General features: G+C 36.9%; 19 protein-coding genes and 1 pseudogene. 17 read left to right on the forward strand and 3 right to left on the reverse strand.

Features of this window, described 5'->3' with window-relative positions:
* Positions 1 to 11: 11 nt before the first annotated feature.
* The 11 genes and pseudogenes from RIN70_RS04610 (at position 12) to RIN70_RS04660 (ending at position 7,267) form a co-directional block, all read left to right on the forward strand.
* Positions 12 to 314, forward strand: a complete 303-nt coding sequence (locus RIN70_RS04610) for a PTS sugar transporter subunit IIB (RefSeq protein ID WP_003003699.1) — start codon at positions 12 to 14, stop codon at positions 312 to 314.
* 10 nt (positions 315 to 324) lie between these two features.
* Positions 325 to 1,638: a PTS sugar transporter subunit IIC gene (locus RIN70_RS04615; protein WP_003003586.1), complete on the forward strand. Its 1,314-nt coding sequence runs from the start codon at positions 325 to 327 to the stop codon at positions 1,636 to 1,638.
* Between the two features lie 13 nt (positions 1,639 to 1,651).
* Entirely contained in the window at positions 1,652 to 1,972 is a 321-nt protein-coding gene (locus RIN70_RS04620; protein ID WP_003003528.1) for a PTS sugar transporter subunit IIA, read from the forward strand.
* Positions 1,973 to 2,000: 28 nt separating this feature from the next.
* Positions 2,001 to 2,291 (forward strand): annotated as a pseudogene (locus RIN70_RS04625) (alpha-amylase family glycosyl hydrolase); the annotation flags it as partial.
* A 395-nt stretch (positions 2,292 to 2,686) separates the two neighbouring features.
* Positions 2,687 to 3,760 carry a hypothetical protein gene (locus RIN70_RS04630; protein WP_070594503.1) on the forward strand — a complete coding sequence of 358 codons (1,074 nt, stop codon included), beginning with the start codon at positions 2,687 to 2,689 and terminating at the stop codon, positions 3,758 to 3,760.
* Positions 3,761 to 3,925: 165 nt separating this feature from the next.
* Positions 3,926 to 4,702 (forward strand): alpha/beta fold hydrolase, encoded by a 777-nt coding sequence (locus tag RIN70_RS04635; RefSeq protein WP_070594504.1) that lies wholly within the window; start codon positions 3,926 to 3,928, stop codon positions 4,700 to 4,702.
* Positions 4,703 to 4,734: 32 nt separating this feature from the next.
* Positions 4,735 to 5,472: a DUF4336 domain-containing protein gene (locus RIN70_RS04640; protein ID WP_048716239.1), complete on the forward strand. Its 738-nt coding sequence runs from the start codon at positions 4,735 to 4,737 to the stop codon at positions 5,470 to 5,472.
* A gap of 259 nt (positions 5,473 to 5,731) precedes the next feature.
* On the forward strand, positions 5,732 to 6,025 hold the full coding sequence (gene relB / locus RIN70_RS04645) for a type II toxin-antitoxin system RelB/ParD family antitoxin (protein ID WP_247913655.1): 294 nt from the start codon (positions 5,732 to 5,734) through the stop codon (positions 6,023 to 6,025).
* The gene (locus RIN70_RS04650; protein WP_313790724.1) at positions 6,018 to 6,356 is read left to right on the forward strand and encodes a type II toxin-antitoxin system RelE/ParE family toxin; all 339 of its coding nucleotides are present in this window, start codon (positions 6,018 to 6,020) and stop codon (positions 6,354 to 6,356) included. Before relB (RIN70_RS04645) ends, RIN70_RS04650 begins: the two co-directional genes overlap by 8 nt.
* 200 nt (positions 6,357 to 6,556) lie before the next feature.
* The gene (locus RIN70_RS04655; protein ID WP_003003236.1) at positions 6,557 to 6,808 is read left to right on the forward strand and encodes a hypothetical protein; all 252 of its coding nucleotides are present in this window, start codon (positions 6,557 to 6,559) and stop codon (positions 6,806 to 6,808) included.
* Between the two features lie 15 nt (positions 6,809 to 6,823).
* Positions 6,824 to 7,267 (forward strand): GNAT family N-acetyltransferase, encoded by a 444-nt coding sequence (locus tag RIN70_RS04660; RefSeq protein ID WP_023917885.1) that lies wholly within the window; start codon positions 6,824 to 6,826, stop codon positions 7,265 to 7,267.
* A 235-nt stretch (positions 7,268 to 7,502) separates the two neighbouring features.
* Here RIN70_RS04660 and RIN70_RS04665 read toward each other — a convergent pair whose 3' ends face one another.
* Genes RIN70_RS04665 through RIN70_RS04675 form a run of 3 tightly spaced genes read right to left on the reverse strand, consistent with a single transcriptional unit; the run spans position 7,503 to position 9,831 of the window.
* Complete coding sequence (locus RIN70_RS04665) at positions 7,503 to 8,219, reverse strand: ABC transporter permease (RefSeq protein WP_023917887.1); 717 nt, start codon at positions 8,217 to 8,219, stop codon at positions 7,503 to 7,505.
* Positions 8,216 to 9,031 (reverse strand): ABC transporter ATP-binding protein, encoded by an 816-nt coding sequence (locus RIN70_RS04670; protein WP_023917889.1) that lies wholly within the window; start codon positions 9,029 to 9,031, stop codon positions 8,216 to 8,218. The genes RIN70_RS04665 and RIN70_RS04670 overlap by 4 nt, the downstream gene beginning before the upstream one ends.
* Positions 9,028 to 9,831 carry a MerR family transcriptional regulator gene (locus tag RIN70_RS04675; RefSeq protein WP_313790726.1) on the reverse strand — a complete coding sequence of 268 codons (804 nt, stop codon included), beginning with the start codon at positions 9,829 to 9,831 and terminating at the stop codon, positions 9,028 to 9,030. The genes RIN70_RS04670 and RIN70_RS04675 overlap by 4 nt, the downstream gene beginning before the upstream one ends.
* Positions 9,832 to 10,263: 432 nt before the next feature.
* Here RIN70_RS04675 and relB (RIN70_RS04680) point away from each other — a divergent pair, with 432 nt between their 5' ends.
* The 6 genes from relB (RIN70_RS04680) (at position 10,264) to RIN70_RS04705 (ending at position 13,322) form a co-directional block, all read left to right on the forward strand.
* Complete coding sequence (relB, locus tag RIN70_RS04680) at positions 10,264 to 10,557, forward strand: type II toxin-antitoxin system RelB/ParD family antitoxin (protein WP_045001854.1); 294 nt, start codon at positions 10,264 to 10,266, stop codon at positions 10,555 to 10,557.
* Positions 10,550 to 10,888 carry a type II toxin-antitoxin system RelE/ParE family toxin gene (locus RIN70_RS04685; protein ID WP_313790727.1) on the forward strand — a complete coding sequence of 113 codons (339 nt, stop codon included), beginning with the start codon at positions 10,550 to 10,552 and terminating at the stop codon, positions 10,886 to 10,888. The genes relB (RIN70_RS04680) and RIN70_RS04685 overlap by 8 nt, the downstream gene beginning before the upstream one ends.
* Before the next feature lie 40 nt (positions 10,889 to 10,928).
* The gene (locus tag RIN70_RS04690) at positions 10,929 to 11,591 is read left to right on the forward strand and encodes a hypothetical protein (protein ID WP_313790728.1); all 663 of its coding nucleotides are present in this window, start codon (positions 10,929 to 10,931) and stop codon (positions 11,589 to 11,591) included.
* A gap of 167 nt (positions 11,592 to 11,758) precedes the next feature.
* A complete protein-coding gene (locus tag RIN70_RS04695) occupies positions 11,759 to 12,412 on the forward strand; it encodes a DUF443 domain-containing protein (protein ID WP_313790729.1) in 654 nt (217 codons plus the stop codon).
* A gap of 13 nt (positions 12,413 to 12,425) precedes the next feature.
* Entirely contained in the window at positions 12,426 to 12,863 is a 438-nt protein-coding gene (locus tag RIN70_RS04700) for a hypothetical protein (protein WP_024054822.1), read from the forward strand.
* Between the two features lie 18 nt (positions 12,864 to 12,881).
* Entirely contained in the window at positions 12,882 to 13,322 is a 441-nt protein-coding gene (locus RIN70_RS04705; RefSeq protein ID WP_313790730.1) for a GNAT family N-acetyltransferase, read from the forward strand.
* The last annotated feature ends 38 nt before the right edge of the window (positions 13,323 to 13,360 follow it).

Raw genomic sequence — 13,360 nt, forward strand, 5'->3', positions numbered from 1 at the left:
GAGTAATTAAAATGAATATTGGATTGTTTTGTGCAGCAGGTATGTCAACAAGTATTTTGGTTGAGCGTATGAAAGAAGCGGCTCAGAAAAAAGGGAAAGATGCAACAATTGCAGCTTATTCCATCAGTGAATTGGAACAAAGAGTTGGAGATATTGATGTGGCTCTATTAGGCCCACAGGTTGGTTTCCAACTTGAAAAAGCAAAAGAAATTTGTGCTTCTCACAATGTTCCTGTAGAAGTGATTGCAATGGCTGATTATGGCACTGTAAACGGTATGGCAGTTCTTAAACAAGCTTACATGATGAAAAAATAAGGAGAAGATGATGAAGGATAAACTAATTAAAAAGTTTGTTGATCGGATGATGGCCTTTGTCAATACCAAAGGTGTAACAGCGATAAAAGATGGTATTGTTTTCTCTATGCCATTGTTGATTGTTGGCTCCATCTTTCTTATCTTGGCCAATTTTCCAGTTCCAGCTCTAGCAACGATGTTAGAAACTAGTGGTATTACCCCTGTTCTCAATCAAGCAATTGGTGCGACCTTTAATATCAGTGCGATTGTAACAGTCATTGGGATTGCGTATACCTATGCTAAGCTAGAAAAACAGGAGCCGCTTGGGGCAGGTGTCATTGCCTTAGCAGTTTTCTTGCTAATCCAGCCCTCCAGTTTGATTTCTAAAAATGGGGATGTAGTTGGTAACATTATTCTGAAGGATTGGACTTCCGGGAAAGGGATGATTGGTGCCATTATCGTTGGTTTGATTGTAGGAGCAAGCTATTCTTGGTTTTTGAAGAAAAATATCAAAATCAAAATGCCAGATGGCGTACCAACTGGTGTAGCCAACGCATTTTCAGCCTTGATTCCTGCTACTGTTATCATCACAGCGGCAACGATCTTTGTCGGACTTGTTGAACAATTGTTTAAGGTCACAACGATTGAAGTGATTTATAATCTTATTCAAACACCAATGCAAGGCTTGACTGACTCATTGTTTGGTGCGGTGCTTATGTGTTTCCTTGTACCATTCTTATGGATGTTTGGGGTGCACGGCTCAACTGTAGTTGGTGGCATCATGAGTGGCTTGCTACAGGCGAATGCTTTGGAAAACCAAGCCATTTTAGATAAGGGCCTTGAATTAAATCTAGCCAATGGTGGTCATATTGTGACGATTCAATTTTTTGATCAATTTATCAATGTTACAGGTGCCGGGATTACGATTGGTTTGGTAGTTTACATGGTTGCATTTGCAAAATCAAAACAACTAAAAATTCTTGGACGTCTTGAAATGGTTCCAGCCATCTTTAATATCAATGAGCCGGTGCTCTTTGGTTTGCCGATTGTAATGAATCCAGTTTTAGCAATTCCCTTTATATTAACGCCTATTTTATCTTGTATCATCCAGTATTCAGCGATTTATTTTGGACTGACACCTATGTATGGTGCCGTTCAAGTTCCGTGGACTTGTCCTCCAATTATTTCAGGATTTATCATCGGTGGTTGGAAAACAGCCTTGTTGCAAACACTTATTTTGGTTATGTCTTTCTTTGTTTATTATCCGTTTATTAAACAGATGGATAAACAAGCTTTACAAGCTGAAATACAAGAAACAAGCGATTTAGAAGACGAAGATTGGTAAGAGAGGCATTAAAATGGACGAAAAAGTACTCGAAGTGTGTTTTCAAATTATCACCTATGTAGGAACAGCAAAATCTATGTACATCGATGCTATTCAATTGGCTAAGCAGGGTGAATTTGAGCAGGCTAAAGATAGAATTAAACAAGGCGAAGAAGCATTTGTACAGGGACACAATGCTCACCACTCACTTTTGACAAAAGAAATGAATGGGGAATTAAACCAAACAGGTCTAATTCTGATGCACGCTGAGGATCAGTTATTGAGTGCAGAAGGTTTTCGAACGATTGCTGAGGAATTTATAGCAGTCTATAAACGCTTTGAGGAAGGTAAATAGAGCAAGTTATGAAAGTAAAAATTAAGCAATGTTAATTACCTTTTCAGACAGTCTTGGAAAAAATCTGAAAGACTTGAAGCAGGTCTTAGAAGGCCCTTTGAAAGATGTGGTCGGTGGTGTCCACATTCTTCCCTTCTTTCCATCGTCAGGCGACCGCGGGTTTGCACCCGTGGACTATACCAAGGTTGATGAGGGTTTTGGAGATTGGAGCGATATTGAGGCACTCAGTCAAGACTACTATCTCATGTTTGATTTCATGATTAACCATATCTCAGCCAAGTCGCCTTATTTCCTTGATTTCCTAGAAAAGAAAGATGATCCGCCCATGCGACAAGGTGAAACCGAAGGTCGAGAAGGTATCATGGGGTATAGGTCTCATAGAATGAGGAGGGAAACAGACGAAACGATACGGTAACAGAGAACTGCATAGTGTGGTGATGCCTTTTACCGACTGATATAGGATTGTAGAGATGGTAAACTGGATAGGATTTTGGTCAAGTTGAGTAGTTATTTTGACAGGAATATCATGTGCCAATTTCTCGACAACATCACAATCTCAGGAAGTGGGCAGATTCCTGTAACTTTCCTTGAAGGAAGAGAAGTTGACTTGTAGGAAACTGCAATCGAAAGGTTGCAGTTTTTTGTGTTGTTTCGTGGTATAATATGCTAAAACGATAAACGGTAAGATTGGTTACTAGCTGTAGGAGTTATATTATGGGTAAGTGGACTTGTCAATGCGGATATCCAATGAATGACCATGCTGCTCCAGACCCGAATGCTTTTTCGGTATTCTCGGATGAGTTATGGGAAGAGATAACGGATACCGCAGATGAAAATAATAAGATTGATTATTATGATATTACTGATGCTTCGTACTATGCTTGGCAATGTCCAAATTGTCATAGCTTGATGGTATTCGGTGAGGATGAGAATCCAAATCGTTATACTTTCTATAAGTGGATAGATTTAGATAGTAAAGAGAAGGAGCTATCTGATCAAGAAACTGATTCAAATTCATCAGATATAGTTTACAGAGTTGCATCAGTCACTTTTTCAGAGTTTGGTGAGGAATACATCTATATTTGTGAGGATGAATCAATCAGGGAAGACCATTTTGTGGTTGTACCTGTTGGAATCAACGACGTTGAAAAGATTGCTCATGTTGTGAAGATATATCAGGCTTCGCAAAAAGACATCTCATATCCAATTGACAAGTTAAAGCGTGTGATTAAGCGTTACTCTGATTTTGATAAAGGGAAAGCAAGAGAGATTGCAGCTGAATTATTAAGGTCAGGTCGATGTTTGCAAATAAATGATTTTTCTAAATCAGTAGCAACAGACGAATATTTTGATATTTTGCACAATAAACTTGGATACTGGTGGTTGGAACTGAATGGCGTTCCCATTCCAATGAAGGTTATCCTATTGAATACCAATTATGAAAAGTATCACGTTGACTGCGCTATACATATCAAACCTTACAATATGCACTATAGTACTTTCCAATCGTTAAAGTTATGTACCGACTTTGAGATTGACGCTTCCCGCTGGGTTGATGTCATTTCTTATGAATATGTTTGGGGAAATTACTGGGAACTTGATGGTATCCAGTTTGGGATAACCTGTCAGGAATCATCAGAGGAGGATGAAGTGACACTTGGCAAATACAGTCGTGTCCCATATTATAAGGACTGGCATCCAGATTGGAGCTATAGCTACGGTTTTAATGTACCTTGGAAACCACATGAATCTGATGAAGACTTATCGGTAGGTTTTTACATTTCTTAAAGTGATAAATTCGTTCAATCATATAATAACAAAGCCATACTAGTCACTTTTCGTTCGATAATATAGATGTTTGCTAGCATCACATGTTGAGGCAGTATCACTGCTTGTTCAAAATGATTTAATATGGATGTATCTAGTGAAAATCCCACAGTAAGGAGTTTAAACATGAAATTCCATGAATTTGGTGATAAGAATTTGCCTCCTATCTTGCTGATACATGGCGGTGGCAGTTCTTGGTGGAATTATCTTCGCCAAGCACGGATCTTATCAGAAGAATACCGTGTTATTTTACCTACTTTGAATGGCCACGGCGAAGAATATCAACTTGATTATGTTTCTACGGAAGATTCTGCTTTGGAGATCCTAGACTATATCAAAGAACACTGTGGCGGGAAGTTGTTTGCGATTGGTGGTGTTTCGCTTGGAGGTCAAATTGCTATGGAGCTTTTGTCCTTAGACAGCGAAATTGCTGAGAAGGCCATCATAGACGGAAGCCTCTGTATTCCTCAACCAAGGTTAGCTAAAATCAGCATCTTTCTAGTATCACTATTTGGTAAACTGATGTTCAGTAAATTCTCTTGCAAACTCCAGTTAAGCATGATGAACAAACTCTATCCTAACCTGGCTTATCCAGAGGAGATAAAAGCATATTATTTGGAGGATCTGCCAAGGACGTCTATCAAAACATTGGTGACCATTTACAAAACCTATATGGGGCGTTACAAGTTGAAGGACACAATTTCTACTAGTAAGGCCCAGGTACTGTATATCTACGGTGAAAAAGAATTGAACTGTGTGAAAGCATCGGCGAAATTATTTCAGCAGCTCCATCCCAATACGATCCTGTATGAAGCTAAAGGCTATAACCACGGCTATTTATCAGCTTATATACCTCAAGAGTGGATTAAGTTGGTTGTTCCATTTTTGGAGAATAACAATTGATTATACTTTATTAATTTAGAAAGCAGAGTTCCATGGAAGTCAAAAAATATAGTCCCCTCAATTCCTTAAAAAAGATAGCAGATAATCTATGGGTTGTGGATGGGGAAGAAGTACTGATGGATTTCAAATTCTTCAAAGTGCCTTTTTCAACTAGAATGACAGTTATCCGTTTACAGAATGGTGGTCTTTGGGTGCATTCACCGACTAAGCCTAATGACAATTTACTTTTTGAAATCAAGCAATTAGGTGAGGTGAAACACCTTATTGCACCCAATGTCTTACATTATAGTTATATAGGTGAATGGCATCAACTATTTCCTGAAGCAAAAGTTTGGCTAGCTAGTGGTGTTCAAAAGCGTGCCAGAAAATCGGGAATGAGTTTAGATTATGGTCAGGAATTAAGCAAGGCCAATTGGAACGAAGAAATTTGTTTTACAACATTTGAGGGAAGTTTTTACGTGAAAGAGGTTGTTTTTTTCCATACTGAAAGTTCAACTCTAATTTTAACGGATCTTATTGAAAACATAGAAACAGAAAATTTATCGATTTTTGAAAAGCTACTGTTAAAAATAGGTGATAATCACTATCCAAATGGTAAAACACCAAGAGATTTAAGAATGACTTTTTTATTTGGTAAAAAACAAGCATTGAAGAGTTATCATAGAATAAAGAAATGGGAACCTAAGAATATTATTATTTCTCATGGACCGTGTATAGTTGGACAAGCAAAAGAAATGCTAAACCAAGCGTTCTCTTGGCTAGAGAAATAGTAATTTACTATAAAGAAATTAATAAAATATATCTAATATAATTGACTACAATTACTTGGAGTTGTCAAATTAAGATGTGGAATCTACTTAAATTGTTGATTCTAGGAGGTATCAGATGACACGAGAGAAAGAATATAGATTAGCTATCGGTATCTCTTAATTAGATTTAGTGAAAGAAGAATCCATTTTTTACTTGATTCCCCTCTCTATCTTATGGTAGTATGTATATACAAATTGTATGTACAAAGGAGAGGTAGAAATGGCAAACACGAAAGCAGTGAATTTTCGAGCAGATGCGATGTTTTACCAAAAAACAAAAGAGGTGCTTGCGGATAAAAAAATTTCTGTGTCAGATGTCCTAAATGCAGCACTTCGAAAAATTGCTAATGGGACTGTGGATCCAGAAGAATTTGTTTCGAGTGATTTGCAGGACAAACAGTATCAGGTAGCCTTTGAAGATTTGAAGAAGGAGATTTTAGTGGGGCATCAGGAAATCGCTCAAGGAAAAGTTACTTCTGTAGCCGATGTGAGAAAGGAATTTGGTCTTGACTAAGTTGAAACGTTATCAGGTCTTTCTTTCAGATCGTGCTAAGCAGGACTTGCGTGACATTCACGACTATATTCTTGTGAATTTTTATAGCCAGCAAGCTGCAGATGGCAAAGTCGATTTGCTATTGAGTGCTCTTGAGACCCTAGAACTCTTTCCAGAAGCCTGTCCTCTGGTATCAAGCCGGGGCTATGGTGAGATGACGAATGATGGAAAACCCTATCGTTATATGCCAATAGAGAACTATCTCGCATTTTATTATATGGAGAAGCATAGGGTGTATGTTGCTCGTATCCTTAGTGCAAAGCAGGATTGGGTCAAGATTTTTTATAAGTAGGATGCGGAACCTCCATGTTAAAATCGAATAAGCTGATTATTTTTTTAATTTCTCTACCTTTTCTGATGGTCCTTGTTTTCTATTCTCTTAGTGAGCATCCTTGATATAGTGATGATAGTAATTTCATTAGAAATCATGAAGCTGCTATTAAGAGTGAGATCATCGCACACTTAGCCCAGGAAAAGCAAGGCATAAAGTCCGTGACCTTATTGCCAAATACTGCTAGAGGAGAGTATGATAATGGTGGTGATGTAAGTGGACATTACCATATCTATTTTACAGCCTATGCTGATGATAACCCTGAGAGGACGTTAAGAGTAGAATTATCCTTCCCCGATGCCAGCATTCCCCCTTTTACCTTGTTTCACCCTAACCCTTATAAAAGCAAGAGCCAAAAGATGGCCAATTGGTTGATGGGGAATATTGAAGTATCAAAGGAAGCGTCTAAATAGAAATAAGAACAAGTCATGATGAATAGAATAGTAGATGATCAGATAGTGCTTATTCCTTATTATAGGAATGATGAGATCTCCCTTCTTTGGTATCAAGATAGTGAGGTTTGCAAACAAGTTGATAATACTGAACAGATTTACGATCTAATAAAACTTCATAAAATGTATGATTACCTAACTTCACACGGATCTTGCTATTATATCCAATATGAGGGTGTGTTAGTTGGAGATGTGACACTTCAAGATAACTCAGAACTTTCTATAGTGATCAGCAAAGAGTATCAAAATTTACAGATCGGAAGACGATGTATTTCTAAAATGATACAGCTGGCCAAAGAAAAAGAGATGGTTAAGGTAACTGCTCAAATTTATCCTTTTAATACCCAAAGTCAAAGAATGTTTTTGGCTTTGGGATTTCAGAAAGTAGATGAAAAGTTGTATGAATATACGTTGATATAGAACAGTTGTATATCTCCATATATATTAAGACTGTAATCTACTGTTTATAAAACAATGTTCATGAAAAATAGAGTTAAAGGGTACCTACTGATACATGGACAAGAGGTTTTTTCAGAAATCTAAAAATGAAGAGAACACCAACAGATGATTTTTTGTTGGTGTTCTCTTCATTTGATTTTACGATCTATCTCGCTTTTGCTTTAAAGTAAAAGCTGGCATGGAATTATTCAGGCATCTAGTTAGATTTTTGTTTATTCAACAGGAGGATAGATGATATTATTGCAATGCAAGATACAAGAATCAGATACCAAAGATTTTCAAGACCAAAACCATGATCTAGCATCAAGCGGTATCCCCAAGAAGCGGGGAAAAGACGCCCGATTGCTTGAAGAAAATCAGGCAGTAAGGTGATGGGAAACATGATTCCTGAGAGCATAATTGAGGGTAAAAATACAAGTTGCGCTATCATGGTCAGCTTTGCTTGATTTTTTACAGTAAGGCCCAGTATACTTCCGATACTCAACGATACAAAAATGTAGATGGCAAGCGCGAGAAAGAATAAGGGAAATTGACTTGGTAGACTTGCTTTAAATAAAATTGGAGCAAGTAGTAGGATCACTATGCAAGTCATTATCAAATGAACAAAGGCAGAGAGAACTATGGTCACCAATCCTAAATGAATAGGCACACCATTTGCTTTATAAATCTTTTTTATGTCGCTTCCGTATGTTTCAATCAAGGAAGGCGGTAAACCGAGAAAGGCTCCCATTGAAACACTCATGACAATCATTGACTGTATAAGTGTGCTACCCATTTCAGGCATAACGGAAGTAAAAATACCACCCATGAGAAGAAAGAAAATAATCGGTACAATATAGTAAGTAACCAAGAGAGACTTACTTCGTATGTCCAATTTCCACTGTAATGTTAGGCTATATAAAAAACCATTCATTCCAAACCCCTCCTTGCCATTTCAATGAAATGCTGCTCCAGTGTGCCACGATCAACCTTGATATCCAATATCTGGATATTTTTCTGTTTGCATTCTTCCAATAATGAAATTAAGCTATCCTCGATCGTATCTGTTTCAAAAGATTCCTCTCCGTCCCGGGTCTTTAAATGGATGAAATATTTTCTTCCCAACCTGTCTGTCAGTTCTGAAGGAGTACCACAAAAGACAATCTTTCCACTATTCAAAATAGCAATGCGGTCACATAGGGTTTCAACTTCGGCCATATCGTGGCTTGCCAAGACGATTGTCTTTTCCTGTGATTTGAGCTTTCGGATTTGTTCATGGAGAGATAGTCGTCCTTCAACATCAAGTCCCGCTGTCGGTTCATCGAGAAAAATAATATCCGGGTTACTGATAAGTGCAAGAGCAAGATGTAATCTCCTTTTTTGACCGGTGGATAATTCTATGTATTGCGACTGTTCAATTTCTTTTATTCCAAGGGCCTTTAGCATAGCATCATCAATGTATGTATGATTCCATTTTGCAAAGAGCTTTATGGCTTCCATTGGTTTGATGTGGACGGGTAGAGAGGAGAACTGTAGTTGAATTCCGGTTTTCCCATTTACAACGATAGTGCCTTCGTCATATTTTCTCAGACCTTCGATACATTCAAGCGTTGTTGTTTTACCAGCTCCGTTCACTCCGAGCAGAGCAAAGATTTCTCCTTGTTTGATTTGAAAATCGAGACCACTAAGAACCATATTGCTACCATAACTTTTCTTTAATCCAGAAACCTCTATTGCGTTTTTCATGGTTCTACCTCCTCAAAAGGATTTGTTCCAAGCCTTGAAAAATAGACTTGTAGGGCGGGTCCTATATAATCATTGACGATTTTTTGCTTTTCTTCCCAAGCGTTTGAGGCGGTATCAATAGTACCAACTTCCATCAACTTAGGAAGCATGCTCATATCACCATTTGTAAACTCCATAATCAAGCCCCAGTATTCTTTCACAACCTGTTGGCTTTGTTCGCTTTCAGCTGGTACGTTTTCTTTTTGAAGCTCTACGATTTGATCACTTAGGCGGTTCAATCTGTCCATAAAGTCAAGTCCGCTTTTCTTGTCAAATCGACTGCGTATCTGGTCGAGTGTATTATCATCAAAGCGCTTAATGAGAGAGTAGGAGTCATTCTTCATCTGTAGATTGACGATGATGTCTGCATACTTCTTAAAATTGACCGTCTGTATTTGTAAAACTTCTGCCTTTAACTGCTCTATTGCGACTAAAGAATCCTTAAGTTGTTCAATATTTTTACGAATAGTATCTGCTTGCTCTGTAAGAGCATTGGCAACATCATCAGGTGTTTTCAAAGAGATCAAACGCCCCTTTATATCCTTGAGAGAAAAACCTAATGATTTTAAAGACAATATCTGATGGAGTAACACTAAGTCTTTATCGGTATAGAGCCTGCGACCTCCCTCACTTTCTGCCGATGGGGAAAGTAGCCCCTCTTTATCGTAATATTGTAGAGTACGGATGGTAATGCCCATTTTCTTAGCAAGTTCCCCCACTGTCATAAATCCTTCCGGAATTGCTCTATATTTAGCCATCATTACCCACCTCCTCATACCTATTATACATCATGACGTAAGGTCATAAACAAGATTATTTTAAAAGAATTTGATTGAAAAAGACCTTTTCATTTTCGAGAAAAGAAAGAGACTTCATAGAAAAAGTAGAATGTGACAAAATAAGTCCAAAATATTGACATAATTCCTACCCTTTAGAATATTATTGATGAGTATGTGTCATGATTTAGAAAAGCAAAGCACAATTACAATATGATCAATAGCAAACACAAGGTGATAGACAGAACAATCTATCACCTTTTTCTGTCAAAACTATTTATCACCAGTTATGAACTCAGCTTTCTTATCTATTTCAACTTATATTCGGTAAAAGAAGAATCCATTTTTCACTTGAATCCTTTCTCTATCGTATGGTAGAATGTATATACAAATTGTATGTACAAAGGAGAGGTAGAAATGGCAAACACAAAAGCAGTTAATTTTCGCGCAGATGCGATATTTTACCAGAAAACAAAAGAAGTACTTGCAGATGAAAAAATTTCTGTGTCAGATGTCCTGAATGCAGCACTTCGAAAAATTGCCAACGGGACTGTGGATCCAAGAGAATTTGTTTCAAGTGATTTGCAGAACACGCAGTATCAAGTGGCTTTTGAGGACTTAAAGAAGGAGATTTTAGTTGGGCACCAGGAAATTGCTCAAGGAAAAGTCACTTCTGTAGCCGATGTGAGAAAGGAATTTGGTCTTGACTAAGTTGAAACGCTATCAGGTCTTCCTTACAGATAGAGCTAAGCAGGACTTGCGTGATATTCACGACTATATTCTTGTAAATTTTTATAGCCAGCAAGCTGCAGATGGCAAAGTCGATTTGCTATTAAGTGCTCTTGAGACCCTAGAACTCTTTCCAGAAGCCTGTCCTCTGGTATCAAGCCGGGGGTATGGTGATATGACAAATGATGGAAAACCCTATCGTTATATGCCAATAGAGAACTATCTCGCATTTTATTATATGGAGAAGCATACAGTGTATGTTGCTCGTATCCTCAGTGCAAAGCAGGATTTGGTCAAGATTTTTTATAAGTAGATTGAAGGACTTTGTGTTTAAAAGAGAGTAATAAGGAAATATGAAAAAATTTAAATGGCTTTTATGGATAATGTTTGCAGGAATTGCTCTGTATACTTTAGCATTCCTTAATGGATTTGGTGGTGAAACCATTCCCAAAAACAGAACAAAGGAACAGTACGAATTTGAAAAAACGTTTGAACCTTTGTTTAAATTTTTGGAACAAGACAAGAAGGAGTTTACAGGATTAAAGGCATACACTAGTAGAGTTTATATAAAAAATCAAGATGAAGTAAAAAAATACGAAGTAGATTTAGATATCACTCAATCTGATATTAAAGGTGATTATACAATAACACTTGGCGAGGATAACAAAACTGTTCCGGTTACATATTCTAATGGGAAGTTAAATTATGGGTCGGAGGTAACTCCTTTATATGATGAAGAAATTCTTAATTTAGTGGTACAAAGAGATTTCTTTACTTCTTTAGATGTAAAGGAGACCTTTAAGAGTGCAGAAACAGAACTTCGTGAGATTGTATATCAGCCAGAAAATAACTCTGACCTCTATAAACATCTAAAAAGCAAATATGATTTACCAGAGGAAACAACATGTATAGTATTAGTAAATCATTCTAGCTCAACTATATATAGAGTAACTATTCAACTAAAATCTAATCAAAAGATTGTGCAAATTAGTAGTGTTATTTTTGAAAAAGAATGAGGTTTCCATGAACGAAATTGAAAAGAGTAATCGCCGAGTTGAAATGTCTGCAGTATTATCGGATGCATTATAAAATTGGAATTGTCACATTTGAAGGTATTCGTGAAATTGAATAAATTCTTTTAACTCAGGGGTAATTTGACTCTGATAAAGTTAGAAAGATAAATATGGATTTAAAATTTAAATATTCGAATATAGCAGTTTTTAGAATCGTTGAGTATAACAATAAAAAATTTATTTTAGATTCTACTTCGATAAAAGGAAAAACCTATTTCTTGGGTTGGCTTCCCAAGAAAGTTACTGCAAATATGGTTGAGTTATCTCCTTCCAATGACAGTTTTGAAATAAGATCTAAAACTCGGTTAGGAACATCTACAATAGCCATTATGGTTCAACCACTGGTCGGTATTTCCTATAGGTTCATGAAAAAGGCGTTTATCAGCTGGGGAGTCAGTCAACAAATTATTTTGAAATTAGGTATATTTGCTTTCTCTATGCTTTTATCCTATCTAATGGCGGTTTGGTATGGAAAACGTGCCAAACGGACATTTGACTCGAGAATTCCTAAAGATAGCAAATCATACTGTCTTGTTTTTGAACCAAAAGGGAAACGAATGATCGATTGGTATATCACAGTAGTGGCCAATATTGTTTGTTTGAGTTTTTTTATCGGAACTAATAATGGAACTGAAGGGGCATTATTTATTGTGAATGGCCTTATATCGTGGTTCGGTTTTGTGATCATGAGAATGCCACAAATCCCAGAGTACTATAAAACCTTATCTTTGATTAAAATTGAGGAGCTTTCAAAAGAAAAATGAATGAGGAACCCCCATGTTAAAATCCAATAAGCTAATCATTTTTTTAATTTCTCTCCCCTTTCTGATGGTCATTGTTTTCTATTCTCTTAGTGAGCATCCTGGATACAGTGATGATGGGAATTTCGTCAGAAATCATGAGGCTACTATTAAGGAGGAGATCATCGCACACTTAGCTCAGGAAAAGCAAGACATAAAATCTGTGACGCTCTTACCAAATACTGCTAGAGGAGAGTATGATAATGGTGGTGATGTTAGTGGAAATTACCATATCTATTTTACAGCCTACGTTGATCATAATCGCGAGCGAACGATAAGCGTAGAACTATTCTTCCCAGATGCCAGCATTCCCCCTTTCACCTTGTTTCCTCCCAATCCTTATAAAGACAAGGGCAAAAAGATGTCCAATTGGTTGATTGGGAATATTGAAGTATCGGAAGAAACCTCTAAATAGAAATAAGAATAAGTAAGAATGAATAGAATAGTAGACGATCAGATAACGCTTATTCCCTATTATAGAAATGATGAGATCTCCCTTCTTTGGTATCAAGATAGTGAGGTTTGCAAACAAGTGGATAATACTGATCAGATTTACGATGTAACAAAACTTCATAAAATGTATGATTACCTATCTTCACATGGTTCTTGCTATTATATCCAATATGAGGGAGTGTTAGTTGGAGATGTGACACTTCAAGATAATTCAGAGCTTTCTATAGTGATCAGCAAAGAGTATCAGAATTTACATATCGGAAGACGATGTGTTTCTGAAATGATACAGTTGGCCAAAGAGAAAGAAATGGTTAAGGTAACTGCTCAAATTTATCCTTTTAATACTCAAAGTCAAAGAATGTTTTTGGCTTTGGGATTTCAGAAAGTAGATGAAGAGTGGTATGAATATAAGTTGATTTAGAATAGTTGTGTATCATTTTATGTATTAAAATAATAGTC

Source organism: Streptococcus parasanguinis (assembly GCF_032163505.1).
Taxonomy (GTDB): domain Bacteria; phylum Bacillota; class Bacilli; order Lactobacillales; family Streptococcaceae; genus Streptococcus; species Streptococcus parasanguinis_V.